The organism is Novosphingobium oxfordense (assembly GCF_044029435.1).
Taxonomy (GTDB): Bacteria; Pseudomonadota; Alphaproteobacteria; order Sphingomonadales; family Sphingomonadaceae; genus Novosphingobium.
Window position 1 is genome coordinate 1,162,164 of the sequence record NZ_CP147005.1, and the last position, 23,613, is coordinate 1,185,776.

22 protein-coding genes are annotated in these 23,613 nt (G+C 64.0%); 12 read left to right on the forward strand and 10 right to left on the reverse strand.

What is annotated here, in order from left to right:
• Nucleotides 1-35 precede the first annotated feature (35 nt).
• The 10 genes from WBP07_RS05365 (at nt 36) to WBP07_RS05410 (ending at nt 10,652) form a co-directional block, all read left to right on the forward strand.
• Nucleotides 36-1,385, forward strand: coding sequence for a hypothetical protein (locus WBP07_RS05365; RefSeq protein ID WP_395394705.1), 1,350 nt, complete (start codon nt 36-38; stop codon nt 1,383-1,385).
• Entirely contained in the window at nt 1,382-2,803 is a 1,422-nt protein-coding gene (locus WBP07_RS05370) for an acyl-CoA reductase (RefSeq protein ID WP_395394706.1), read from the forward strand. The genes WBP07_RS05365 and WBP07_RS05370 overlap by 4 nt, the downstream gene beginning before the upstream one ends.
• Before the next feature lie 115 nt (nt 2,804-2,918).
• A complete protein-coding gene (locus WBP07_RS05375) occupies nt 2,919-3,770 on the forward strand; it encodes a phosphatase PAP2 family protein (RefSeq protein WP_395394708.1) in 852 nt (283 codons plus the stop codon).
• Between the two features lie 106 nt (nt 3,771-3,876).
• Complete coding sequence (locus WBP07_RS05380) at nt 3,877-4,107, forward strand: biotin/lipoyl-containing protein (RefSeq protein ID WP_395394710.1); 231 nt, start codon at nt 3,877-3,879, stop codon at nt 4,105-4,107.
• Between the two features lie 77 nt (nt 4,108-4,184).
• Nucleotides 4,185-4,727, forward strand: a complete 543-nt coding sequence (locus tag WBP07_RS05385) for a peroxiredoxin (protein WP_395394712.1) — start codon at nt 4,185-4,187, stop codon at nt 4,725-4,727.
• 359 nt (nt 4,728-5,086) lie between these two features.
• Nucleotides 5,087-6,214 carry a peptide chain release factor 2 gene (prfB, locus tag WBP07_RS05390; RefSeq protein ID WP_395394714.1) on the forward strand — a complete coding sequence of 376 codons (1,128 nt, stop codon included), beginning with the start codon at nt 5,087-5,089 and terminating at the stop codon, nt 6,212-6,214.
• A gap of 73 nt (nt 6,215-6,287) precedes the next feature.
• Nucleotides 6,288-7,043, forward strand: coding sequence for a class I SAM-dependent methyltransferase (locus tag WBP07_RS05395; protein WP_395394716.1), 756 nt, complete (start codon nt 6,288-6,290; stop codon nt 7,041-7,043).
• 71 nt (nt 7,044-7,114) lie between these two features.
• A complete protein-coding gene (locus WBP07_RS05400) occupies nt 7,115-8,521 on the forward strand; it encodes an NAD(P)H-dependent flavin oxidoreductase (protein ID WP_395394718.1) in 1,407 nt (468 codons plus the stop codon).
• Nucleotides 8,522-8,659: 138 nt separating this feature from the next.
• Nucleotides 8,660-9,988: an Hsp70 family protein gene (locus WBP07_RS05405; RefSeq protein WP_395394720.1), complete on the forward strand. Its 1,329-nt coding sequence runs from the start codon at nt 8,660-8,662 to the stop codon at nt 9,986-9,988.
• A 43-nt stretch (nt 9,989-10,031) separates the two neighbouring features.
• Nucleotides 10,032-10,652, forward strand: a complete 621-nt coding sequence (locus WBP07_RS05410) for a hypothetical protein (RefSeq protein WP_395394722.1) — start codon at nt 10,032-10,034, stop codon at nt 10,650-10,652.
• A 67-nt stretch (nt 10,653-10,719) separates the two neighbouring features.
• On the opposite strand, the gene leuA is transcribed toward WBP07_RS05410, so the two are convergent.
• The 8 genes from leuA to miaA all read right to left on the reverse strand — a co-directional run bounded on the left by leuA (nt 10,720) and on the right by miaA (nt 19,204).
• On the reverse strand, nt 10,720-12,393 hold the full coding sequence (gene leuA, locus WBP07_RS05415) for a 2-isopropylmalate synthase (RefSeq protein ID WP_395394724.1): 1,674 nt from the start codon (nt 12,391-12,393) through the stop codon (nt 10,720-10,722).
• 259 nt (nt 12,394-12,652) lie between these two features.
• On the reverse strand, nt 12,653-13,282 hold the full coding sequence (locus WBP07_RS05420) for a TMEM175 family protein (protein ID WP_395394726.1): 630 nt from the start codon (nt 13,280-13,282) through the stop codon (nt 12,653-12,655).
• A 101-nt stretch (nt 13,283-13,383) separates the two neighbouring features.
• Entirely contained in the window at nt 13,384-13,707 is a 324-nt protein-coding gene (locus WBP07_RS05425; RefSeq protein ID WP_395394728.1) for an I78 family peptidase inhibitor, read from the reverse strand.
• A gap of 86 nt (nt 13,708-13,793) precedes the next feature.
• Nucleotides 13,794-14,453 (reverse strand): YceI family protein, encoded by a 660-nt coding sequence (locus tag WBP07_RS05430; RefSeq protein WP_395394730.1) that lies wholly within the window; start codon nt 14,451-14,453, stop codon nt 13,794-13,796.
• Between the two features lie 98 nt (nt 14,454-14,551).
• Nucleotides 14,552-15,571 carry a ketol-acid reductoisomerase gene (gene ilvC, locus WBP07_RS05435; protein WP_395394732.1) on the reverse strand — a complete coding sequence of 340 codons (1,020 nt, stop codon included), beginning with the start codon at nt 15,569-15,571 and terminating at the stop codon, nt 14,552-14,554.
• Nucleotides 15,572-15,698: 127 nt separating this feature from the next.
• Complete coding sequence (ilvN, locus tag WBP07_RS05440; RefSeq protein WP_395394734.1) at nt 15,699-16,217, reverse strand: acetolactate synthase small subunit; 519 nt, start codon at nt 16,215-16,217, stop codon at nt 15,699-15,701.
• A gap of 25 nt (nt 16,218-16,242) precedes the next feature.
• Nucleotides 16,243-17,985 (reverse strand): biosynthetic-type acetolactate synthase large subunit, encoded by a 1,743-nt coding sequence (gene ilvB / locus WBP07_RS05445; RefSeq protein WP_395394736.1) that lies wholly within the window; start codon nt 17,983-17,985, stop codon nt 16,243-16,245.
• 217 nt (nt 17,986-18,202) lie between these two features.
• Complete coding sequence (gene miaA, locus WBP07_RS05450; protein WP_395394738.1) at nt 18,203-19,204, reverse strand: tRNA (adenosine(37)-N6)-dimethylallyltransferase MiaA; 1,002 nt, start codon at nt 19,202-19,204, stop codon at nt 18,203-18,205.
• On the opposite strand from miaA, the gene serB reads away from it, so the two are divergent.
• Together serB and WBP07_RS05460 are read left to right on the forward strand one after the other, a co-directional pair.
• Complete coding sequence (gene serB / locus WBP07_RS05455; RefSeq protein WP_395394740.1) at nt 19,197-20,081, forward strand: phosphoserine phosphatase SerB; 885 nt, start codon at nt 19,197-19,199, stop codon at nt 20,079-20,081. The genes miaA and serB overlap by 8 nt on opposite strands.
• 28 nt (nt 20,082-20,109) lie before the next feature.
• Complete coding sequence (locus WBP07_RS05460; RefSeq protein ID WP_395394742.1) at nt 20,110-20,766, forward strand: DUF1345 domain-containing protein; 657 nt, start codon at nt 20,110-20,112, stop codon at nt 20,764-20,766.
• A gap of 195 nt (nt 20,767-20,961) precedes the next feature.
• Here the strand turns inward: WBP07_RS05460 and WBP07_RS05465 are convergent, their stop codons facing one another.
• Together WBP07_RS05465 and purL are read right to left on the reverse strand one after the other, a co-directional pair.
• The gene (locus WBP07_RS05465) at nt 20,962-21,363 is read right to left on the reverse strand and encodes a hypothetical protein (RefSeq protein ID WP_395394744.1); all 402 of its coding nucleotides are present in this window, start codon (nt 21,361-21,363) and stop codon (nt 20,962-20,964) included.
• 4 nt (nt 21,364-21,367) lie between these two features.
• Complete coding sequence (gene purL, locus WBP07_RS05470; protein WP_395394746.1) at nt 21,368-23,539, reverse strand: phosphoribosylformylglycinamidine synthase subunit PurL; 2,172 nt, start codon at nt 23,537-23,539, stop codon at nt 21,368-21,370.
• Nucleotides 23,540-23,613: the final 74 nt, after the last annotated feature.

The following is a 23,613-nucleotide window of genomic DNA, read 5'->3' on the forward strand; positions in this document are numbered from 1 at the left end:
GACCGCAGGCCGAGAGGACAATCGGGAGAGATCGAATGGGTGAAGCTGCCGACAAGCTGATGGCGCTGGTCGCCGATCCGCAGCGTTTCAGTTTCAGCGCAGATGAACTGCGGAGCACGCAAGTCGCCGCGCTCGATGAGCGGTTTCAGGAGCGCAAGGACCGCATCAAGCTGCTCAGCCTGCGTGCCCGCGATGCCGGGATCGAGAAGATCGAATCCATCGCCGACATGGTGCCGCTGCTGTTCCCGCACACCGCCTACAAGTCGTACCCCGAAAGCTTCCTGATGGAGGAGCGCTGGGACCGGCTGACCAAGTGGCTCGGCACGATCTCGCCCTACGCGATCGAGGGGCTGGATCTCGACGGCGTTGAGGGCATCGACGACTGGATCGAGCGGCTGGCCGCGCTTGGCTACTTCATTTCGTGCTCCAGCGGCACCACCGGCAAGTCGGCCATGCTGATCGCGTCGCAGAAGGACATGGACTGGTCGAAGATCGATACGGTCAACGTCTTCGCCTGGGGTTCGGGCGTGGTTCCGGCGCAGGATCGCGTGATCGTGGGCTGCGCGCCGGTTGCCACCGTGCCCAAGAATGCGACGATCGCCCAGGCGCAGTACGAGGCTTTCGCCGATCCTTCCGCGCCGCGCTGGCACTATCCGGTGCCGCCGATCACCGTGGGATCTCTGACCTCGATGGTGGTGATGCGCAAGAAGATCGCCGAGGGTACGGCCCGTCCCGACGAGATCGCCGCTTTCGAGGAAACCTCGGCCGCGCGTGCCAAGGCAGTGGCCGATGCCATCCCGGCGACGGCGCAGTTCATCATCGAAAACCGTCATCGCAAGCTCCAGCTTTCGGGCCTGTGGAGCGGGCTGTGGCAGGTCGCCAAGGCGGTTCGCGATGCGGGTTACGGCCGTGCGGACTTCGATCCCGACAACTCGATCTACGTCGGTGGCGGACTCAAGCGCGCACAACTTCCTGATGATTATCAGGAGTATGTCTTCGATACCTTCAACATTACTGAGGATCGCCACTTCCAGAATTATTCGATGCAGGAACTGAATTCCGGCATGCCGAAGTGCCGCGAGGGCGGGCGCTATCATGTGCCGCCGTGGATCGTGCCGGTGCTGCTCGACAAGTCGGGCGACAATGCGTTGGACCACACTTCAGGTGAAATGGAAGGTCGCGCCGCGTTCTTCGATCTTTCGCTCGATGGCCGCTGGGGCGGGGTGATCACGGGTGACCGGATCTCGCTCGACTACGGCCCGTGCAAGTGCGGCAACCATGGTCCTTCGATCCGCGACAACATCGTTCGCTATGCGGATCTGGAGGGGGACGACAAGATCGGCTGCGCGGGCACGGTCGACGCTTACGTGCGAGGTGTAGCATGAACTCCGTGACGCAAGTTGCTGAAAACGAAGAACTCGTATCGGCTCCGTTCTTCCTGCGGGGAGAGGTGCTGCACGGCACCGACGTGATCCAGACCTCGCGGGACCTTGGCGTGACCTTCGCGACACCTAAGATCCCCTTCGATCGCGCGGTACCGCCGCGCACCGAAGTGCCGCCGCTGCTGAACGTGCCATTGGCGGAGATCATCGACTTCCTCGTCGAAACCGGCCAGCGCCTGACCGCTTCCGACAACGACCATATGCAGGAATGCATCGAGCGGATGTGCCGCACGCATATCCTGCCGCGCGCTGTGGTCGAGAATACCGCCCGCCATGCCGCCGCCTATCTCGACAAGCGCGTGCTGATGGCGGAGGTGGAGCAGAACTTCCCCGATCCGCGCGCGCTGGATGAGTGGGTGCCGAAGCAGGACTTCACTGGCCGCAAGAGCTTCGTGCGGGCCTTCGCGCCGCGCTTGATCCATGTGTTGCCGGGCAATTCTCCGGGCGTGGCGGTGAAGTCGGTGGCGCAGGGTTCGATGGTGAAGGGCGTGAACCTGTTCAAGATGAGCAGCGCCGATCCCTTCACCATGGTCGCCATCCTGCGGACCATGGCGGATATCGATGCGAACCATCCCATCGTGCGCTCCATGTCGGCGGTCTACTGGCGCGGCGGCGACGATGCGACGGAGCGCGTACTCTATCGCCCGCAGTATTTCGACAAGATCGTCGCCTGGGGCGGCGGCGACGCGATCAACAACGTTATCAAATATTTGGGACCAGGTTTTCAGCTCGTTTCCTTCGATCCCAAGACCTCGATCTCGATGGTCGGGCGCGAGGGGCTGGTGGACGAAGCGACGGTGGACCGCGTGGCGGACCTCTGTTCCACTGACGTCATGACGCTGAACCAGGAAGCCTGCGTCGCCAGCCGCTTCCAGTTCGTGGAGGGCAGCGAAGAGGAAGTGGACCGCTTCTGCGAGCGCCTCCACCACCACATCGCCCGCCGCGCGGCGGAGAGCGGCGACGTTCGCCCGCTGGACCGCGACATGCGCGAAGCGGTCGATACGATGACCTTGATGGACGACGAATACGGCGTCTGGGGGCGGACCGACGGCAAGGGGCTTGTCATCCGATCCGAGGAGCCGGTCGACTTCCACCCGATCAACAAGACCGCCAACGTCGTGCGCGTGGACAGTCTTGATGATGCGGTGAAGTGGATCAACGTCGCCACGCAGACGGTGGGATTCTACCCCTTCGACCGCATGGCGGACTATCGCGACCGGCTGGCGGCGGGCGGCGCCCAGCGCGTGGTCCATCTGGGCGAGGCAGGGCCTTCCACGATCGGCAATCCGCACGATGCGATGTATCCGCTCCACCGCTTCGTCCATTGGATGGCGCATGAGGACGGCAAAGTAGCAGACTGACGCAATTGCCGGGGCGATACCCGCTGATCGGCAGCGCTTGGGCGATGGCTGCTCGCTCCAATCCTGCTATTTACGCTGAAAAAACGCGTGAATAGCAGGAAGAGGGAGATCGGCGATGAAGCACGCAAAACTGGCGGCGGGCATCTGCGGAGCGATTGTGATGGCGGCTGGCGCGGCCGGCATGGCGATTGGGCAGGCGCAAGTTGCGACGCCTGCGGCAACAACGTCGCAAACCGATGCCACCAGAGCGGCCATGGCAGCGATCATGCGCAACGGCAGCTACCTGCCCAGAGGCGGCGCGCCGAACAGCCTGCTCTTCAACCCGGCGCCGCCCGCGCCGGGATCCGCGGCCAAGGCGCGTGACGAGGAGGCGGCGGCTGCGGCCATCGCGATGCAAGGCACGCCGCGCTGGGAACAGGCGAAGATCGATGCAGACCTGTTCACGCCGAAAGTCACCGACACGTTTTCCTGCGCTGCCGGCTTCCGCATCGGCGCGGAGACGACGCCCAAGGTGCAGGCCCTGTTGATGAAGTCGATGATGGACTTCGGCCTGGCCAGCTATCCCACCAAGAACCGCTATCAGCGGCCGCGCCCGTTCATGGAGAACGGCAAGGCCACCTGCACGCCCGATCAGGAAGCGATGCTGCGCAAGGATGGCTCCTATCCTTCGGGGCACAGCGCAATCGGCTTCGGCATGGGGTTGATCCTGGCCGATCTGGTCCCGGACCGCGCGGGTGAACTGGTGGCGCGTGGACGGGCCTTCGGTGAGAGCCGCCGGATCTGCAATGTCCATTGGCTGAGCGATATAGAGGAGGGCCGCATCGTCGCCGCCGCCGTCTTCGCCCGCCTCAACGCCGAACCGGCTTTCGTTGCCGACGTAGCCGCCGCGCGCGCCGAACTGGCGGAAAAGCGGGCTTCACTGCCCGTGCCGGACTGCGCGCGAGAAAACGCGGCACTGGCGATGTAATCGTACCGGCGAAACCTGCACGCGCCTACGCTCTCGGCCCTATGCCGGTGCGCGGGTGCGCGATAGGCAACGGACAAAGACATTCGCATAAGGATCGAGAAAGACCATGGCCGTTGAAATCCTGCTCCCCAAGATCGGTTTCTCGATGCAAGAGGGCCAGATCGCCGAGTGGCTCGCCAACGATGGGGACCAAGTTGCCGAAGGCCAGCCGCTGTTCTCTCTGGAAGCCGACAAGTCCACCAATGAAGTGGAGGCACCGGCTTCGGGCACGCTGAAGATCGTGGCCGCCATCGGTGAGACTTACGAAGTGGGAACCGTACTCGGCTACATCGAGTAAGTCCCGCTAAATTCAGCCTATTGGTTGGACTGGAAGGGGGCTGGACAGGCCCCCTTTCAAGGTTCAGATTGCGCGCCATGCGCAAGACTCTTCCCGCTCTCGCCGCCGCTCTGGCCCTCGCTTTCACCGCCGGTGCGGCCGATGCGGCGCTGCCGGTCGGCGCCAAGGCGCCGGCCTTTTCGACGCAGGGCGCGAAGGGCGGCAAGGTCATGTCCTTCGACCTGAAGTCGGCGCTGAAGAAGGGGCCGGTCGTCCTCTACTTCTATCCCAAGGCCTTTACGCAGGGCTGCACGCTGGAGGCGCACGCCTTCGCCGATGCGACCGAGGATTTCGCCAAGCTGGGCGCCACCGTGGTCGGCATGTCGAACGACGATCTGCCGACGCTCCAGAAGTTTTCGACCGAAGCTTGCCGGGACAAGTTTGCGGTGGCCGTGGCGACGCCTGCGGTCATCAAGGCCTATGACGTCGCTTTGAAGCGCGAAGGCGCGCCCGCCGGGATGACCGATCGCACCAGCTATGTGATCGCGCAGGATGGGAAGATCGTCATGGTCCATTCGGATCTCGACTATCGCGATCACGTGAAGCTGACGCTTGAGGCGGTGAAGAAGCTGAAGGGCTGAGTTTGACGTTGCGTGGGCCCACCCCGCTGCGACTAGCTTCACTGCGTTCAGCAAGTCTCGCCGCCCCTCCCGCTTGCGGGAGGGGGTGCCAGCGCAGCGATTAGGTGTGGCGCAATTTCCCCCTCCCGCAAGCGGGAGGGGCGCAAGACTTGGCAGCTTGCCTGCCTAGTCGCGGCGGGGTGGGCATTCACAACGCTGGCAACTTCATTCCAGCCTTGAACTTCACCCCCATCAGCAGGTAATAGCGCCGCTTCCCACGCGGTTCCTCTGCCCTTGGCAGTCGCGCGTGCTTTACTTACGTCGCCACTGCGCTATGCGCGGCATTTCGTGCCTTGGGCGTTTCTTGGGAGTTTGAAGTCATGCGTGCCGAAGGGCAGGCCCACATTGCGCGTATCGAGAAGGCCCTCGCGCTGGTCCGCAAGTTCCTCGACTGGGACCGCGCTCTGCGCCGGTTCGACGAGCTGAACGCGCGCGTCGAAGACCCCACGCTGTGGGACAAGCCCAAGGAAGCCGAAGCGGTGATGAAGGAACGTCGCCGCCTTGAAGCCTCGATCGGCGCGGTGAACGAGATCAGCCGCGAGATGCAGGACGCCATCGAATTCGTCGAACTGGGCGAAATGGAAGGCGACGAGGATACCATCAACGAAGGTATCGCCGCTCTGGCCGCGCTTGCCGAACGGGCCGACCATGACAAGGTCACCGCGCTGCTTTCGGGCGAGGCGGACGCCAACGACACTTACCTCGAAGTGCATGCCGGCGCCGGCGGCACCGAGAGCCAGGACTGGGCCGAGATGCTCCAGCGCATGTACACGCGCTGGGCGGAGCGTCACGGCTACAAGGTCGAGTTGGTGGACTATCACGCCGGTGAAGCCGCCGGCATCAAGAGCTGCACCCTGCTGATCAAGGGCGAGAACGCCTACGGCTATGCCAAGACCGAGAGCGGCGTCCACCGCCTGGTCCGCATCAGCCCCTACGACAGCTCGGCGCGCCGCCACACCAGCTTCTCGTCCGTCTGGGTCTACCCGGTGATCGACGACAGCTTCGAGATCGAGGTCAACCCGGCCGACCTGAAGATCGATACCTATCGCGCTTCGGGTGCCGGCGGTCAGCACGTCAACACCACGGACTCGGCGGTGCGTATCACCCACGCGCCCTCGGGCATCGTCGTGGCGAGCCAGATCGACCGTTCGCAGCACAAGAACCGCGAAATCGCGATGGGCATGCTGAAGGCACGCCTGTTCGAGGAAGAAATGCGCAAGCGTGAGGAAGCGGCCAGCGCCGAACACGCCAGCAAGAGCGATATCGGCTGGGGCCACCAGATCCGTTCCTACGTTCTCCAGCCCTATCAGCAGGTGAAGGACCTGCGCACCGGCGTCGTCTCGACGGCGCCCGGTGACGTGCTCGACGGCGCGCTCGACCCCTTCATGGCCGCCGCGCTTTCCCAGCGCGTGACGGGTGAAAAGGTCGAGGTCGAAGACGTCGACTGATCCGTAGCGGGACAGGCTCGGCGCTTTCGGCAGAGTGTTTTGCCAAGCGCGGGCCGAACCGCTAAAGGGCCGCATGCGTTTGCCCCGCCTCACTTTCGGCCAGACCGCCACGCTGGCATTGCTGCTGGCTCTCGGCGCGTGCCACCAGAAGGCGCCGGATGACGGCCGGCCTGAGACGGCGCGCGCCTTCCCGGTTGCGGACCGTCCGGTCTCCAAGGCCAGCGACAGCGATTTCGGCAGCGAAATCCAGCGCGATTCCTTGCATGAGGCGGAAGTCGTCATGGACCTTGCCCGGATTGCGCCGGGCATGACCGTGGCCGATATCGGCGCGGGCGAGGGGTACTACACGGTTCGCCTCGCCAAGCGGGTGGGTGCCAAGGGCAGGGTGCTGGCCGAGGATATCGACCACGCCGCCAACGAACGGTTGGGCCAGCGCGTGCTGCGCGAGCAGCTGGACAATGTCTCCATCAAGCTGGGCAAGGTGGACGATCCCAGTCTGCCGGAAAACAGTTTCGACCGCATCTTCCTGGTCCACGTCTATCACGAAGTGAGCGAGCCTTACGCCTTCCTCTGGCGGCTTTGGCCGGCGCTTCGGCCCGGCGGCAAGGTCGTGGTGGTGGAGGCTGATCGGTCGAGCGACAGGCACGGCATTCCGCCGCAACTGCTTTTCTGCGAATTTGGCGCGGTGGGCTTTCGCTTGACGGAATTTGTCCGTAAGCCGGAACTTCAAGGCTATCTCGCACAGTTCGAAGCCACCGGGGAGCGGCCCGATCCGGCCAGTATCGTGCCGTGTCGACTATCCGGCAAATCCACGACGCAAAACAGGTGAGCGTCAGTCACACAGGGCGTATAAGGCAGGTCTGATCGACCCGCCGCGCCGGGGGAAAGTTGAAAGAGAAGATGGGTTTCAAGGGTCTCAAGCCGATTGTCTATGGTGGACGCGAAGTCTGGCCGCTCGTTGAGGGCGGGAAGGGCGTTGCCGCGACCAACCACATGAGCTCGGGCGCCTGGGCGGCGGCCGGCGGCATCGGCACCGTCAGTGCCGTCAATGCGGACAGCTATGATGCGGAAGGCAAGATCGTCCCCCAGATCTACCGCGCGCTCACCCGCAAGGAACGCCACCAGGAACTGATCGACTACGCCATCGACGGCGCGGTCGAACAGGTGCGCCGCGCCTACGAGATTTCGAACGGCAAGGGCGCGATCAACATCAACGTCCTGTGGGAAATGGGCGGCGCCCAGGCCGTGCTGGAAGGCGTGCTGGAAAAGACCAAGGGAATGGTTGCCGGCGTCACTTGCGGCGCGGGCATGCCCTACAAGCTGTCCGAGATCGCGGCGCGCTTCAACGTCAATTACCTGCCGATCGTCAGCTCCGCCCGTGCTTTCCGTGCGCTTTGGAAGCGTGCGTATCACAAGGTTTCGGACCTGATGGCGGCCGTGGTCTATGAAGACCCCTGGCTGGCCGGCGGCCACAACGGCCTGTCGAACGCCGAAGATCCGCTGAAGCCGGAAGATCCCTATCCGCGCGTGAAGGCCCTGCGCGAAACCATGCGCGCGGAAGGCATTTCGGACGCGGTGCCGATCGTGATGGCCGGCGGCGTCTGGTATCTGCGCGACTGGGAAAACTGGATCGACAACCCGGAACTCGGCTCGATCGCCTTCCAGTACGGCACCCGCCCGCTGCTGACGCAGGAAAGCCCGATCCCGCAGGAGTGGAAGGACCACCTGCGCACGCTGGAGCCCGGCGATGTGCTGCTCCACCGTTTCTCGCCGACCGGCTTCTATTCCTCGGCCGTGCGCAACCCGTTCCTGCGCAGCCTGGAAGCGCGTTCGGAGCGCCAGATTCCCTACTCGAAGGTCGAGGCGGGCGAACATACCGTGCGTCTGGACGTGGGTGTGAAGGGCAAGAACTTCTGGGTGGCCCCGAAGGACCTCGACCGCGCACGCGCCTGGTCGGCCCAGGGCTTCACCGATGGCCTGCGCACCCCAGACGACACGATCATCTTCGTGAACCCGGCCGAGCGTGACGTGATCCGCCAGGATCAGGCCGACTGCATGGGCTGCCTGTCGCACTGCGGTTTCTCTTCGTGGAAGGACCACGACGACTACACCACCGGCCGCCTTGCCGATCCGCGCAGCTTCTGCATCCAGAAGACGCTTCAGGACATCGCCCATGGTGGCCCGGTCGACCAGAACCTGATGTTTGCGGGCCACGCGGCCTACAAGTTCAAGCAGGATCCGTTCTATTCCAACGGCTTCACGCCGACCGTGAAGGAACTGGTCGATCGCATCCTGACGGGCGACTGATCCGCGATCGGGAATGAATTGCAGGGAAGGGCGGTCCAGTGGCCGCCCTTTTCGTTTGCAGGCAGGCCAACTCGCGGGTTGCAGGATCGCCGATGTGCTGCGATAGGCGCCGGCCGTTTTTCAGATAAGGAAGCCAAGATGTCGACCGTTCCCGCCGCCGAGACCGTCGCGGGTCGTTTCGTGGGCATCGACTTTGGCACCACCAATTCGGTGATCGCGCTGTCCGGCGCGGCTGGGGACGCCGACCTGGTGTCGTTCGCCGCTCCCGATGGGCCGGGTTCGGTGTTCCGCTCGGCGCTGTGCTTCTGGCAGGAGGAAGGCGTGCGCGGCGGCCTTGCGCATGAGGCGGGTCCTTGGGCCATCGCCGAATTCCTTGAGTATCCTCAGGGCTCGCGCTTCCTGCAATCGTTCAAGTCGGTGGCTGCCAACGCGACCTTCGATCAGGCCAACCTGTTCGAAAAGCGCATGAAGTTCGAGGAACTGGGGCAGGTTTTCCTTACCCATCTGATGGATCACGCCGACATTGCGCTGCGGGACCTGCCGGAGCGGATCGTGGTCGGCCGCCCCGTGCGCTACGTCGGCTCGCGACCGGACGAGGCGCTGGCACGCACCCGCTACGATGCGATGTTCGCCATGCTTGGCCGCTCGGTCCACTACGTCTACGAGCCGGTGGGCGCGGCTTTCAGCTTCGCCTCGCGCCTTTCCGATCCGGCAACCTTGCTGGTGGCGGACTTCGGCGGCGGTACCAGTGACTTTTCGATCGTCAAAGTGGAAGCGCCCGGCGCGGCGCGGCGCTGCGTGCCGCTGGGATCTGCAGGTATCGGCATCGCCGGAGACCGGTTCGACTATCGGATCATGGACCATCTGGTGCTGCCGCTGCTGGGCAAGGGCGGCACATATCGTTCGTTCGACAAAGTGCTGGAGATCCCGCCCGGTCACTTTGCTGACTTTGGCGACTGGTCGCGTCTGGCGCTGATGCGCAACCGCAAGACGCTGGACCAACTGGCCAAGTTGAAGCACGGCGCCACCGATCCGGCTGCGATCGATCGCATGATCGCGGTGGTCGAACACGAACTGGGCTTCGGGCTCTACGAGGCGGTGGGCAAGCTAAAGCGCGCGTTGTCCGGCGACGAGCACGGCGCGTTCCGCTTCCACAGCGACGAATTGACGATCGACGCCGAAGTCAGCCGCACCGAATTCGAACGCTGGATCGCACCGGACCTTCACCGCATCGGCGAGACGGTGGACGATGCGCTGGCCCGATCGGGTCTTCGCCCGGACCAGATCGATCACGTCTTCCTCACCGGCGGATCCTCGCTGATCCCGGCCGTGCGCGCGCTGTTCGAGCAGCGGTTCGGGGAAAGCAAGATCGCCACCGGCAACGAACTGACCTCGATCGCCCACGGCCTTGCGCTGATCGGTCAATCGCCCGATCTGGCAGAATGGGTCGCCACTGACGGGGCCTGATCGCATTAATCGAATCGATACCCGCGTCGGCCAGGATCGCGCCATGCGCTACGTGATCCTTGCAGGCCTGCTGCTGGCGACTGCCGTGCCTTCGCAGGCCGGTTCCGGAGACATCCCACTTGTCGCCATCGGGCTGCCGTTCGCGCCGGAGACGCCGCGACCCATCGGGCCGACACATCCATTGTATCAGTCGCTGGAAGTTGGCGAGATCGAGGGCTTGCCATCGACGGTCGGCAGTTCGGCGCTGAACTGGATCAGGGCAGCCAAGCGATCCAGCGTCAATGCGGCCCTGCAAGACAGTTTCCGGCGCATGAACATGGTTGCGCCCGATGGCAAGCAGGCGCGGGGGCGCCTCACGGTCAGTTGGGGCGGGAGCGCCACGCCGTTTCGTCTCGGTGGTAACAACACGACCACGGCCACCCTGCATTATCGCGTGGTCCGGATCGATAACGGGCATGTCCTGTTCGACCGCGATATCACCACTTCGGCGCAGGGTGATGGCGGAGACGCATCGATGCGGGACAACGGCATCGTGCGCGCGGCCATCGCCACGAACTTCGCTTCGGCCGCATGGTGTCTGGATCACGCGGCACGCGGCGCTCCGGTTGCGGATTGTGCGCTGACGCCGAAGTTCGAAGTCACCCAAATCCGCATCGGGCACTGAGACCCTTCGACGCGCAAAAAGAAAGGGCGGCACCAGGGCCGCCCTTTTCCATTCGAGATCGTCCGGTTCAGATCCGCGCTTCGTTCGCGGCGCTGAGCACGGCGCGGACGGAGGCGGTCGCCACGTCCTCGTCGATGCCGACGCCCCAGATCGTGCGGCCGTCCGGCGTCACGCATTCCACATAGGCGGCCGCGCGCGCGTCGGAGCTTTTGCCCATCGAGTGCTCGGCATAGTCGCGCACTTCAAGGTTCACGCCGAAGCTTTCGGCCAGCGTCGCGGTGACCGAGGAGATCAGGCCATTGCCGCGGCCCGAAACGGTCTGTTCCTTGCCGTCCACGCCGATCTTGCCGGCGAAGACGCGGGTGCCGTCGGGCGTCTTGGCTTCTTCGTAATCGATCAGCGCGAAGTGCTGCGGATCGTCGATGCGGTAGGCGGCGCGGAACACTTCCCAGATGTCGGCAGCCTGCAGTTCGCGTCCCAGCTCGTCGGCCAGGTTCTGCACGTGCTTGGAGAAGTGCGCCTGCATGCGCTTGGGCAGCTTCAGGCCCTGGTCCTGCTCGATCACCCAGGCGAAGCCGCCCTTGCCGGACTGCGAGTTGACGCGGATCACCGCCTCGTAATCGCGGCCCAGATCGGCGGGGTCGATCGGCAGGTAAGGTACCGCCCAGAGTTCGTCGTTGCGCTTTTCCTGCGCGGCGAAGCCCTTCTTGATGGCGTCCTGATGGCTGCCGGAGAAAGCAGTGAAGACCAGTTCGCCGCCATAGGGATGGCGTTCGGCGACCTTCAGCTGGTTGCAGTATTCGACCGTCTGGATCACCTCGTCGATGTCCGAGAAGTCCAGTTCGGGGTCGATGCCCTGCGTGTACAGGTTCAGTGCCACGGTGACGAGGCAGCAGTTGCCGGTGCGTTCGCCATTGCCGAACAGGCAGCCTTCGACGCGGTCCGCGCCGGCCATCAGGCCCAGTTCGGCAGCGGCGACGCCGGTGCCGCGGTCGTTATGGGTGTGCAGGGAAATCACCGCCGATTCGCGGTTTGGCAGGTTGCGGCAGAAATACTCGATCTGGTCGGCGTAGATGTTGGGCGTCGCCGCCTCGACCGTGGCCGGCAGGTTCAGGATGATCGGGTTTTCCGGCGTCGGCTGCAGAACATCCATCACCGCTTCGCAAACCTCGATCGAGAAATCGAGTTCGGCGGTCGAGAACGTCTCGGGCGAGTATTCGAACTGCCACTTGGTCTGCGGATACTTCGCCGCCTGATCGCGCAGGATCTTGGCGCCGCTTTCGGCGATGCCCTTGATCTCGTGCGGTTCCATCCCGAACACCACCGTGCGCCACAGCGGCGAGACGGCGTTGTAGAGGTGGACGATCGCCGAATGCACGCCGGCCAGGCTTTCGAAAGAGCGGCTGATCAGGTCTTCGCGCGACTGGGTCAGCACCTGCACCAGCACGTCTTCGGGGATGCGGTCGTTATCGACCAGCCCGCGAATGAAATCGTACTCGGTGGCGCCGGCCGAGGGGAAGCCGACCTCGATCTCCTTGAGGCCTACTTTGACCAGCAGATCGAAGAAGCGGTTCTTCTTCTCCGCGCCCATCGGATCGATCAGCGCCTGGTTGCCGTCACGCAGGTCGGTCGAGAGCCAGCGCGGCGCCTTGGTGATGACCTGCGAGGGCCACTGGCGGTTCGGCAGGTCGATCTGCGGGAAGGGGCGGTACTTGACCGAAGGGTCTTTCAGCATGGTCATGGGTAGTCTCGCTCGGATTTACGTCTTCGTCTGGAAGGGCCGTAATTTCGGCCCGGTCTGGCAGGGTCCCCTTGAGCGCCGAGCGCGCCGCAGGACCGACGCGTCAACTCACGCCCAAGGGCGTGTAAGTCGCAGGGTAAGGCCAAGACGAAGGGTCATGGGGGTGCCTATGCGCATTGGACGGATGCTTGTAAAGCGAAAAGGCGCATCCTGTTGCGATCGTTCGGCTTCGCCGCGCAACAAACTTGCCGACGGGTGCTCAGGGCTGTTCGGGAGGGCGCCGGTCGAGAAACAGCCGGTCGAGGCCGCTCCACGGCAGCATCCAGAACACTGCCACCAGCGCCGCGCAGGCGACGCCGAGCCATGGCGACACGAAGGTCAGCGGGATGCCGAGGGCATAAACGAACGAAGCGGCGAGGCCCTTGCGATGCGAGGCCTTGTGATAGCGGCGGCTGGCAGCCGTCTGTGTGCCGGTCGCGGCGATCCGCCCTTGCAGCAAGACGTAGGCGAGCGCGGGCGTCAGCATCGTCACCAGGTAAAGCAGCGTCGCTTCGCGGTTGAAGTGATGCTCGCCCAGATAGGCCGTGGAGAAGGGAATCAGCGACAGGGTGAACAGCAGCAGCATGTTCGACCACAGCAGTCCGCTGGTCACCACGCGCGCATGGCTGAGCAGGCGGTGGTGGTTCACCCAGTAGATCGCGACGTAGGCGTAGCTAAGCACATAGGCGATGAAGATCGGCCAGAGCGGCCAAAGCGCGGTCAGCCCTTCCGATACCGGCGTTTTCAGTTCCAGCACCATGATGGTGATGATGATCGCCAGAACGCCATCGGAAAACGCCTCCACGCGGGTGAGGCTATCTTCGCGTTCGATATCGTTGGCTTCGGTCATGCGGGCCCCTGCTAATTCCTGCGCTCATGCGTGGCTGAGGCATTGCTTGGACAAGGCAGGGGCCCGGATCAAGATGGCAGCGTCCGAAATACGCGCCGAAATCAGGTGCAGTTGAAGCCCGTGATCTTGCCGTCTTCCCCAACCTGCACGTTTAGGCGTTCGGGCATGTAGTCCATGGTGACGGCCATGCCGGGCTTGATGACGCGCATCGGCTTGTCGCCGCGCGACTTGGCGATCGCGGCGATCACTTCATCGCTGGCGGGCTGGCCGACATAGGCGCTGTATTGATCGGCGCCGCAGCTGGGCTCCATCGACGGGGGAGGGGGTGTTGCATCGGCCACTTTGTCACTCCCGGAAGTTGAGCAGGCCGAAAGGGCCATGAGGCTTGCGGTGAGGGCCATCATCGTGGTCGATTTGCGCATCATGCCATTCTTCCTTCGCGATTATGCCGGAAGCGGAAGGATGCACGAAAACGCACGAATAGTCGATGATGGCCCGCGCCGGCGTGACTTTACTGCTTTTCGAACGCGGCGTTGATGACCAGCACCGTTTCGTCAGACACCAGCGGGACGTACTTGGTCACGCCGAAGTCGGAACGCTTGATGAGCGCGCGGGCGAGGAAGCCGATGGAGTCCTTCTTGCTCATCGGGTTAGCCGCGGCGCCGAAGAAGCGGGCCTCGATGGTGATCGGCTTGCTGACGCCGTGCAGCGTGAGCGTGCCCGCGATGGAGGCAGCTTCGGGCCCGCGGGGAGTGACCGAGGTGGCGACGAAAGTGGCGGTCGGGAACTTCGCAGCGTCAAGCCAGTCTGCGCTGACGAGTTCTTCCGAAAGCTTGGAGCTGGTCGTCTGCACGGACGCAGTCGGGATCGTCACGTTGAGTTTGGTCGCGCCAAGATTCTTGGGATCGAGCGTCATCGAACCGCTCGCGCCCGAGAAAGTGCCGGCGAAAGGCGAGATGCCCATGTGCGCGACGCTAAAGGTGACTTGCGTGTGTGCGGGTTCGACGGCGTAAGTGCCGGCCTTCACATCGGCCGGAGTGCCGGAACCGTGAAGCGTTTCCATTCGGCCGCCGGGGCCACCCGGGCCGGGCTGGGCGATGATGGGGGCAGCGGCGGTGGCTGCGATGGCGGCGGCTGCGGCAAAGGCGAGTGCGATATGCGAACGGCGCATCGGTTCTGCTCCCTGAGAAGGTGTTGGCAAAGAAAAGAGGCGGCGCATTTCTGCGCCGCCTCCCGAATTCCGTCAAACGCGAAAATGCGTAATGGCGATCAGTTCTTTTCCTTGTCCACCAGCGCGTTGGCGCCGATCCAGGGCATCATGGCGCGCAGCTTGGAGCCGGTTTCCTCGATCGGGTGACGCTTGGCGGCGATGCGCGAAGCCTTCAGTTCCGGCTGGCCGGCGCGGTTGTCGAGCACGAAGTCCTTCACGAAACGGCCCGACTGGATGTCTTCCAGAACGCGCTTCATTTCCTTCTTGGTCTCTTCGGTGATGATGCGTGGACCGGTCTTGATGTCGCCGTATTCGGCGGTGTTCGAGATCGAGTAGCGCATGTTGGCGATGCCGCCTTCATACATCAGGTCGACGATCAGCTTCAGCTCGTGGAGGCATTCGAAGTAGGCCATTTCCGGCGCGTAGCCGGCTTCCACCAGCGTTTCGAAGCCGGCCTGGACCAGCGCGGTGGTGCCGCCGCAGAGCACGGCCTGCTCACCGAACAGGTCGGTTTCGCATTCCTCGCGGAAGTTGGTTTCGATGATGCCCGAACGGCCGCCGCCGACGCCCGAAGCGTAGGCCAGGGCCACGTCCTGCGCGTTGCCGGTCACGTCCTGGTGGATCGCGACGAGGCAGGGCACGCCGCCACCCTTCACGTATTCGCCGCGAACGGTGTGGCCCGGGCCCTTCGGCGCGATCATGATCACGTCGATGTCGGCGCGGGGTTCGATCAGGCCGAAGTGGACGTTGAGGCCGTGAGCGAAGGCGAGTGCGGCGCCGGGCTTCAGGTTCTCATGAATGTCGGCAGCGTAGATCGCGGCCTGATGCTCGTCGGGCGCCAGGATCATGAGAACGTCGGCCCATGCGGCCGCTTCGGCGTTGGCAAGCACCTTGAAGCCGGCGCCTTCGGCCTTCTTGGCAGAGGGCGAGCCCGGACGCAGCGCGATCGCCACTTCCTTGACGCCCGAATCGCGCAGGTTCTGCGCGTGGGCGTGGCCCTGGCTGCCGTAGCCGAGGATCGCGACCTTCTTTTCGGTGATCAGGTTGATGTCGCAATCGGCGTCGTAATAGACCTTCATCGTACTATCCTTTCGAGGACCTGGGCCTGTCGATTGAGGGAGGCCAGGCCGGATTTGGGTGCGCCTTGCAGCGCGTGGTTCAATTCCAGCACCAAAGTACCGAGGCGGCTGGAGGGAATTGGTGTCGTCAGACCCCTTCGGGGCCGCGGATCATCGCAACGATGCCGGTGCGGCCGACTTCGACAAGGCCAAGGTCGCGCATCAGCGCCACGAAGCTGTCGATCTTGTCCGGCGCGCCGGTCAGTTCGAAGATGAAGCTGCCGGTGGTGGTGTCTACCGGGCGGGCGCGGAACACGCCGGCGATGCGCAGCGCTTCCACCCGCTTTTCGCCCACGCCTGTCACCTTGATCAGCGCCAGTTCGCGCTGCACGTAGGGGCCGACCTCAGTAAGGTCGGTCACCTTGTGGACCGGCACCAGACGCTCAAGCTGGGCGTGGATCTGGTCGATCTGGCTGGGCGGGCCGTGCGTCACGATGGTGATGCGGCTTACCGAGTGGTTCTCGGTAATGTCGGCCACGGTAAGGCTGTCGATGTTGTAGCCGCGCGCGGTGAACAGGCCCGCGATCTTGGCCAGAATACCGGCTTCGTTATCGACCGTCACGGTCAGGACGTGCCGTTCCTCGGCTTCGTGCTTAATGTGCATCATGATTATTCTCTGATCTCTCGCAGTCTCAGACCAGTGCCTTGGCGGCATCGTCCATCGTACCGGCGACGGTATCGCCGTAGAGGATCATCTCGACATGCGACGCACCCGAGGGGATCATCGGGAAGCAGTTCGATTCCTTGGCGACAAGGCAGTCGACGATGACGGGGCCGTCATAGTCGATCATCGCCTGGATGCCGGCGTCGAGATCGGCTTCGTTCTCGATGCGGATACCCTTCCAGCCATAGGCCTCGGCCAGCTTCACGAAGTCCGGCAGGCTGTCCGAATAGGACTGCGAGTAGCGGCTCTCGTACGTCAGTTCCTGCCACTGGCGGACCATCCCCATCCACTCGTTGTTGAGGATGAAGATCTTCACCGGCAGGCGGTACTGCGTGGCGGTGCCCAGTTCCTGGATGTTCATCTGGATCGAGGCATCGCCGGCAATGTCGACGACCAGGCTGTCCGGGTTGCCGAGCTGCGCGCCGATCGCGGCGGGCAGGCCATAGCCCATCGTGCCGAGACCGCCCGACGTCAGCCACTTGTTCGGACCGAAGAAGTGGAAGTGCTGCGCCGCCCACATCTGGTGCTGGCCAACCTCCGTCGAGATGATCGGATCCTTGTCCTTGGTCAGTTCGAACAGGCGCTGGATCGCGAGCTGCGGCATGATCGCATTGCGATTGGTCGGGAACGAGAGGCTCTTCTTCTCGCGCCAGGTTTCGACGCGGGCCTTCCACGGAGCAAGGTCCTGCGGCTTGCGGTCGCCCCAGAGCGTCAGAATCTGGTCGAGCACGGTCGCGCAGTCGCCGATGATCGGCAGGTCCACGCGCACGGTCTTGTTGATCGAGGCGCGGTCGATATCGATGTGGATCTTCTTCGAATTCGGCGCGAAGGCATCCAGGCGGCCGGTCACGCGGTCATCGAAGCGGGCACCGACGCAGATCACCAGATCGGCCTGGTTCATCGCCAGATTGGCTTCGTAGGTGCCGTGCATGCCCAGCATGCCCAGCCAGTCCGCATGGTCGGCCGGGAAGGCGCCAAGGCCCATCAGCGTGGAAGTGACCGGCGCGCCGGTCTTTTCCTGAAGCTCGCGCAGCAATGCAGTCGCGCGCGGGCCCGAGTTGATGACGCCGCCGCCGGTGTAGAGCACCGGAGCCTTGGCCTTGGCGATCAGTTCGACCGCCTGCGCAATCTCGTCCGACGTGCCTTCGGTGCGCGGATCGTAGCGCTTGCGGCGCTGGATCGGGCCTTCGTGCCACGGCGCCATTGCGATCTGGACGTCCTTGGGGATGTCGATCAGCACCGGGCCGGGGCGGCCGGTGGTGGCGATCTCGAACGCCTCGTCGATGATCGCGGCAAGGTCCGCCGGATCCTTCACGAGATAGTTGTGCTTGGTGCAGTGGCGCGAGATGCCGACCGTGTCCGCTTCCTGGAACGCGTCCGAACCGATCAGGCCGGTGGGGACCTGTCCGGTAATGACGACGAGCGGAATCGAATCCATGAAGGCATCGGCAATGCCGGTGACGGCATTGGTCGCACCCGGACCGGACGTGACCAGCACGACGCCGGGCTTGCCGGTGGAACGCGCATAACCCTCGGCAGCGTGAGCCGCACCAGCCTCGTGACGCACGAGGATGTGCCTAAGTCGCTCGTCACCGAAGAGAGCATCGTAGATCGGTAGCACGGCGCCGCCAGGGTAACCGAATACGAATTCGACCCCCTGCTTGACCAGGCTTTCGACCAGGATGTTCGCGCCGCTGCGCTCTTCAGTCACAATACGTTCCTTTTCGACTCTCGGCAGACCCCGGGGGTAGGGTGCCTTCGAATGTTGCGGCTCGATACGCTCTTTGCCGCATGACACAACACTTAGTCCGCCTTTTAGCGCACTATAATGAAACCGACCCGACACGACGGACGCCGTGCCGGGTCTCCCTCTCCTCCTGCATCACTTCCACGGCAGGACGTGTGCGGGCTCTAGGGGGACGAAAATGTTACGTCAACCCCATAACCTGAAATAATCTATCTTCAAGAGTTTTTTGATCGAAATTTTCGTACTCAAGCCTAACCCAATCTTGCGGAGGCTGGTGGCGGAGCCAAGTGAACTGGCGCTTGGCGTAATTGCGGGTGGCTTGAGAGCCGCGGGCGATGGCGTGATCCAGATCCCATTCGCCGCGCACGACTCCGGCCAGTTCCGGCACGCCGATGGCGCGCATGACGGGAAGGTCGGGATCGAGATTGCGGGCGAGCAGGGCTTTCACCTCACCCAGGGCGCCGCGTTCGATCATGCGCTGAAATCGCAAGTCGCAGCGGCGGTAGAGCGCCTGCCGTTCAGGCAGGAGTACGACAGGAAATAGTGAGAGGGTGTGCCCGATCCCGCCGGTCAGTTCCGCCTGCCAGTGCGCAAGCGGCTTGCCGGTGGAGCGAATGACTTCAAGCGCGCGGGCAATGCGCGCCGAGTTGGCGGGGGCAAGGCGGGTGGCGCGTTCGGGGTCTTCGATCTGGAGTGCGGCGTAGGCGTCGGAGGTGGGCAGGGCGCGCACGGCCTCCCGCACGATTGGATCGATTTCAGGGACCGGGGCGATCCCGTCCAGCAGGGTACGGATATAGAGGCCGCTGCCGCCGACCAGGATCGGCACGGCACCTTCGGCATGTACTTCGGCGATTGTCTCACGCGCGGCCTTGGCCCAATCGGCAGCGGAACAGCTAGCCCTGCCGTCCCATGCACCGAACAGGCGATGCTCTATCCCGCCCATCTCGTCGGGCAGCGGACGGGCGCTCAGAACGGCCAGATCGGCGTAGACTTGCGAGCTGTCGGCATTGACCACCACTGCCCGGCGGCCGCGCCGTTCAAGCTCTTGCCCCAGCCTTACGGCACAATCGCTCTTGCCGCTCGCGGTCGGCCCTGCAATGAGCGCGAGCGGTGGCCTGCCATCGTCGGCAGGTGCGCCAGTGGAATTTTCATACGCAGCTTCAAGGGAATTCGCAGTGCTCATTGCGCGGCTGATAGCAGAACCCGACCACCTCTCGGCAAGAATCGATGCGGCCCGAGCCGAAATGGCGGAAAGCGGCGTGCGCCTCGCCTCGGCGGCCATGCTCGATTTCTGCGAGCGGACCATGCAGATCGCCTCTCCGGACGAGGATGCGGCGGCGCTTCGCAAGGCGTTGGACGACCATTTCGCGCCGACCGACGGCCTTGTTTGCGATCATGAGCCGACGATCCCCGGCCTGTTCATCTCCGACATGGACTCCACCATGATCGGTCAGGAATGCATCGACGAACTGGGCGATTTCGCGGGTCTGAAGGAGCGCATTGCCGAGATTACCGAGCGGGCCATGCAGGGCGAACTCGATTTCGAACAGGCGCTGCGCGAGCGTGTGGGGCTGCTGAAGGGTCTTTCGGTCGACGCGATCGAGGAATGCCTGGCCAGCCGCATCCGTCCGATGCCTGGTGCGCGTACTTTGGTGGAGACGCTGAAGAAATTCGGCTGCCGCACCGTGCTGGTGACGGGTGGTTTCCACCACTTCGCCGATCCCGTCGCGGCGCAGCTGGGCTTCGAATATGTGGTCGGTAATCGGCTGGAAGTGGCGGACGGCAAGCTGACCGGCGGGCTGGACGGCCCGATCGTCGACAGTTCGGTGAAGAAGGCGACGCTGCTGGCGGAGGTCGAGGCTTTGGGCGGAAACGTCACCAGCCTTGCAACCGGCGACGGTGCCAATGATATTCCCATGCTGGAAGCAGCCACTTACGGCATCGCCTACCACGCCAAGCCCAAGGCGCGCGCGGCGGCCAACGGCTGGATCGATCGGGGCGACCTGACCAGCGTGCTGCGCCTGCTCGGTATCGACGAGCAGGAGTGGGTTCGCGTCTGATGTGACGCCTGAGAATGGGGGAATGCCGATGGCCGGTGAGCGGAATACGATCTTCAACCGGCTGTCGCACCCCCGCTACCTGCTGTTCCTTGGCGTGATGGCGATCGCGGTCTTGCCGCTGATGCAGGTGCTGCCGAAGGTGGAAGGGGTGATCACCGCTTTCGACCTTGGCGTGATCGCTTTCGTCCTCTCCTGCGTGCCGCTCTGGCGCCACGGCGATGCGGAAGTCATGCGCTGCCAGGCCAAGCGCGACGATGCCGGGCAGGTCATGCTGTTGATGCTGACCGGCGTGATCACTTCGGTGGTGCTGGCCGCGCTCGGTACGCTGGTGCTGGACAGCAAGCGTCTGCCGCCCGGAGAAATTGCGCTGCTGGTGGTGACGCTGCTTGCCAGCTGGACTTTCGCCAATCTGATCTACGCCTTCCACTACGCGCGGCTCTACTACACGGCGAGCGACGGGGCGGACCATGAGGGGCTGGATTTTCCGGGCGATTGCGTGCCGGATTTCTCCGACTTCGTGAACTTCGCCTTCGTGATCGGCATGACCTGCCAGACGGCGGATATCGAGATCACCGAAACGAGCGTGCGGCGTGTGTCGACGTTCCACGGGCTGTTCGCGTTTGCGTTCAACCTTGGGATTCTGGCGCTGACGGTGAATGTGCTGGCATCGTCGACGGGCGGGTGAAGGGCGGTGCGCGTCGACTGACGATCCGCTGCCATAACGATCACCTCGCACCTCAAACTCCGTCGCCCCCGCGAAGGCGGGGGCCCCGCTTTCTTGCGTCCGGCTCGAAGGAAAGCGGGATCCCCGCCTTCGCGGGGATGACGAAGTGTGTTGTGCGGCGTTTGGTTATGAAATGCTGTTTGACAGCCCAGTCGTTCAGCGCAGTTCCTTGCGGATCATCAGCTTCAGCCCCGACCATACCGCATCTACCGCGCAGACTTTCACATCCACCCAGCCCATCGGTAGGCAGATTTCGCGGATCGCATCCTCGGTAATGTCGGTGGGGACCTTGGAGGCCTTCTTCGGCCAGCTTACCCAGACGAATCCGTCCGGCGCGATCGTATGGCGCAGGCGGGTCAGCAATTCTGCCATCTCCGCCCGGCTGGCGGTGAAGATGTGCGCGGCCTGCATGCCCGGCGCAGGCGTGGGTAGAATCAGAAGCCCGGCCTCACCGATTTCCGTGCGCACGCTTTCGGGCATCGCATGGAACCAGACGGTGAGGCCGGGCTTGAACGACAGTTTCTGGGCCAGCGGGGTACCGGAGTAACCCGCCGGCACCGGATCAGGCTTCCATCCAGTCCTTGAAGAAGGCTTCGTTGGCCTGCTTCAGGGCGGAGATTTCGACGCCGGCGACCGTGGTGCCGCCGACCGTGCCGATCTTCACCGTGCCGGGAAGGGCGGTGCCGGCTGGAGCGGTCACGACATAGCGCGACTGGTCTTCGCCGAACGCTTCCGCCGTGGTCAGCGCGTTGTCGAGTTCGACGCCAAGGCCGCTGGCCATCGCCATTTCGGCCAGTGCGACCAGAAGGCCGCCGTCGCTGACGTCATGGACGGCCGTGACCTTGCCCGCTGCGATCCAGTCGCGGATCGAGGCGCCGTTTTCGGCTTCGGCCTTGAGGTCGACCTTGGGCGCGTCACCGGCTTCCTGGCCGGCAATCTCGCGCAGCCAGATCGACTGGCCGAGGTGCGAGCCCAATTTGCCATCTGGGCCGCCGAGCACGAAGACATCGTCGCCGGCGTTCTTGAACGCGACGGTCGCCATCTTTTCGTGGTCGCCCAGCAGGCCGACGCCGCCGATGGCCGGGGTCGGCAGGATCGCCGAACCGCCGCCGGTGGCCTTCAATTCGTTGTAGAGCGAGACGTTGCCCGAGACGATCGGATAGTCGAGCGCGCGGCACGCATCGCCCATGCCGTTCAGGCAGCCGACGATCTGCGCCATGATTTCAGGGCGCTGCGGGTTCGCGAAGTTCAGGCAGTTGGTGATGGCGAGCGGAAGGCCGCCGACTGCGCTGATGTTGCGATAGGTCTCGGCCACGGCCTGCTTGCCGCCCTCATAGGGGTCTGCATAGCAGTAGCGGGGCGAGCAGTCGGTGCTGATCGCCAGCGCCTTCTGCGTGTTGTGGATGCGCACCACGGCAGCGTCGCCGCCGGACTTCTGCATCGTGTCGCCGCCGACCTGGCTGTCGTACTGTTCCCAGATCCACTTGCGCGAGGCGAGGTCGACAGTGCCCATCAGCTTGAGCAGGTCGGCGCCCACGTCGGCGCTTTCCGCCACGTCGCCCATGGCTGGAACCTTGGCCCAGGCCTTGTATTCCTCCGCCGTGACGTAGGGGCGCTCATATTCCGGCGCGTCGTCGGCCAGCGGGCCGAGCGGAATGTCGCAAACCACTTCGCCGTTGAATTCGAGAACCATGTGGCCGGTGTCGGTCACTTCGCCGATCACGGCGAAATCGAGTTCCCACTTCTTGAAGATAGCCTCGGCCATGGCTTCCTTGCCCGGCTGAAGCACCATGAGCATGCGCTCCTGGCTTTCCGAGAGCATCATCTCGTAAGGCGTCATCGCCTCTTCGCGGCAGGGCACCTTGTTCATGTTCAGGCGAATGCCGGCGCCGCCCTTGCTGGCCATTTCGACCGAAGAGGAGGTGAGGCCGGCCGCGCCCATGTCCTGGATCGCGACGATGGCGTCAGTGGCCATGAGTTCGAGGCAGGCCTCGATCAGCAGCTTTTCGGTGAAGGGATCGCCCACCTGCACGGTCGGGCGCTTTTCCTCGGACTTCTCATCGAAGTCGGCCGAAGCCATGGTGGCGCCGTGGATGCCGTCGCGGCCGGTCTTCGAACCGACGTAGACGATCGGATTACCCAGGCCCGTGGCGGCCGAGTAGAAGATCTTGTCCGTCTCGGCCACGCCCACGGTCATGGCGTTGACCAGGATGTTGCCGTCGTAGGCCTTGTGGAAGTTCGTTTCGCCGCCAACGGTGGGCACACCCACGCAGTTGCCGTAGGAGCCGATGCCTTCGACCACGCCCTGAACCAGGTGCTTCATCTTCGGGTGGTCGGGCCGGCCGAAGCGCAGCGCGTTCATGTTGGCGACGGGGCGGGCGCCCATGGTGAAGACGTCGCGCAGAATGCCGCCGACGCCGGTGGCCGCGCCCTGGAAAGGCTCGATGTAGCTGGGGTGGTTGTGGCTTTCCATCTTGAAGATGGCGGCCTGTCCGTCACCGATGTCGATCACGCCGGCATTCTCGCCGGGGCCGCAGATGACCCAGGGTGCCTTGGTCGGCAGCTTCTTCAGATGGAAGCGGCTCGACTTGTACGAGCAATGCTCCGACCACATGACCGAGAAGATGCCGAGTTCGACAAGGTTCGGCTCTCGGCCAAGGGCGTTCAGGACGCGCTCGTATTCTTCGGGATTGAGGCCATGCGCCTCGACGACGTCAGGGGTGATTCCGCTCATGCGAGGCCCTTAGCCATGTCCGTCGCGGAGCGCTAGACGGCACGGACCCTGACATGAACTTTCACTTTCGGGCA

What these genes read in the sequence shown, in the direction of transcription:
- WBP07_RS05365 (WP_395394705.1), top strand. Translation starts at nt 36, where the DNA reads ATGGGTGAAGCTGCCGACAAGCTGATGGCGCTGGTCGCCGATCCGCAG.
- WBP07_RS05400 (WP_395394718.1), top strand. Translation starts at nt 7,115, where the DNA reads ATGGGTTTCAAGGGTCTCAAGCCGATTGTCTATGGTGGACGCGAAGTC.
- WBP07_RS05405 (WP_395394720.1), top strand. Translation starts at nt 8,660, where the DNA reads ATGTCGACCGTTCCCGCCGCCGAGACCGTCGCGGGTCGTTTCGTGGGC.
- miaA (WP_395394738.1), bottom strand. Translation starts at nt 19,204, where the DNA reads ATGAGCACTGCGAATTCCCTTGAAGCTGCGTATGAAAATTCCACTGGC.
- leuA (WP_395394724.1), bottom strand. Translation starts at nt 12,393, where the DNA reads ATGACCATGCTGAAAGACCCTTCGGTCAAGTACCGCCCCTTCCCGCAG.
- WBP07_RS05420 (WP_395394726.1), bottom strand. Translation starts at nt 13,282, where the DNA reads ATGACCGAAGCCAACGATATCGAACGCGAAGATAGCCTCACCCGCGTG.
- WBP07_RS05425 (WP_395394728.1), bottom strand. Translation starts at nt 13,707, where the DNA reads ATGATGCGCAAATCGACCACGATGATGGCCCTCACCGCAAGCCTCATG.
- WBP07_RS05430 (WP_395394730.1), bottom strand. Translation starts at nt 14,453, where the DNA reads ATGCGCCGTTCGCATATCGCACTCGCCTTTGCCGCAGCCGCCGCCATC.
- WBP07_RS05410 (WP_395394722.1), top strand. Translation starts at nt 10,032, where the DNA reads ATGCGCTACGTGATCCTTGCAGGCCTGCTGCTGGCGACTGCCGTGCCT.
- WBP07_RS05380 (WP_395394710.1), top strand. Translation starts at nt 3,877, where the DNA reads ATGGCCGTTGAAATCCTGCTCCCCAAGATCGGTTTCTCGATGCAAGAG.
- ilvN (WP_395394734.1), bottom strand. Translation starts at nt 16,217, where the DNA reads ATGATGCACATTAAGCACGAAGCCGAGGAACGGCACGTCCTGACCGTG.
- WBP07_RS05460 (WP_395394742.1), top strand. Translation starts at nt 20,110, where the DNA reads ATGGCCGGTGAGCGGAATACGATCTTCAACCGGCTGTCGCACCCCCGC.
- prfB (WP_395394714.1), top strand. Translation starts at nt 5,087, where the DNA reads ATGCGTGCCGAAGGGCAGGCCCACATTGCGCGTATCGAGAAGGCCCTC.
- ilvC (WP_395394732.1), bottom strand. Translation starts at nt 15,571, where the DNA reads ATGAAGGTCTATTACGACGCCGATTGCGACATCAACCTGATCACCGAA.
- WBP07_RS05385 (WP_395394712.1), top strand. Translation starts at nt 4,185, where the DNA reads ATGCGCAAGACTCTTCCCGCTCTCGCCGCCGCTCTGGCCCTCGCTTTC.
- WBP07_RS05395 (WP_395394716.1), top strand. Translation starts at nt 6,288, where the DNA reads ATGCGTTTGCCCCGCCTCACTTTCGGCCAGACCGCCACGCTGGCATTG.
- WBP07_RS05375 (WP_395394708.1), top strand. Translation starts at nt 2,919, where the DNA reads ATGAAGCACGCAAAACTGGCGGCGGGCATCTGCGGAGCGATTGTGATG.
- purL (WP_395394746.1), bottom strand. Translation starts at nt 23,539, where the DNA reads ATGAGCGGAATCACCCCTGACGTCGTCGAGGCGCATGGCCTCAATCCC.
- WBP07_RS05370 (WP_395394706.1), top strand. Translation starts at nt 1,382, where the DNA reads ATGAACTCCGTGACGCAAGTTGCTGAAAACGAAGAACTCGTATCGGCT.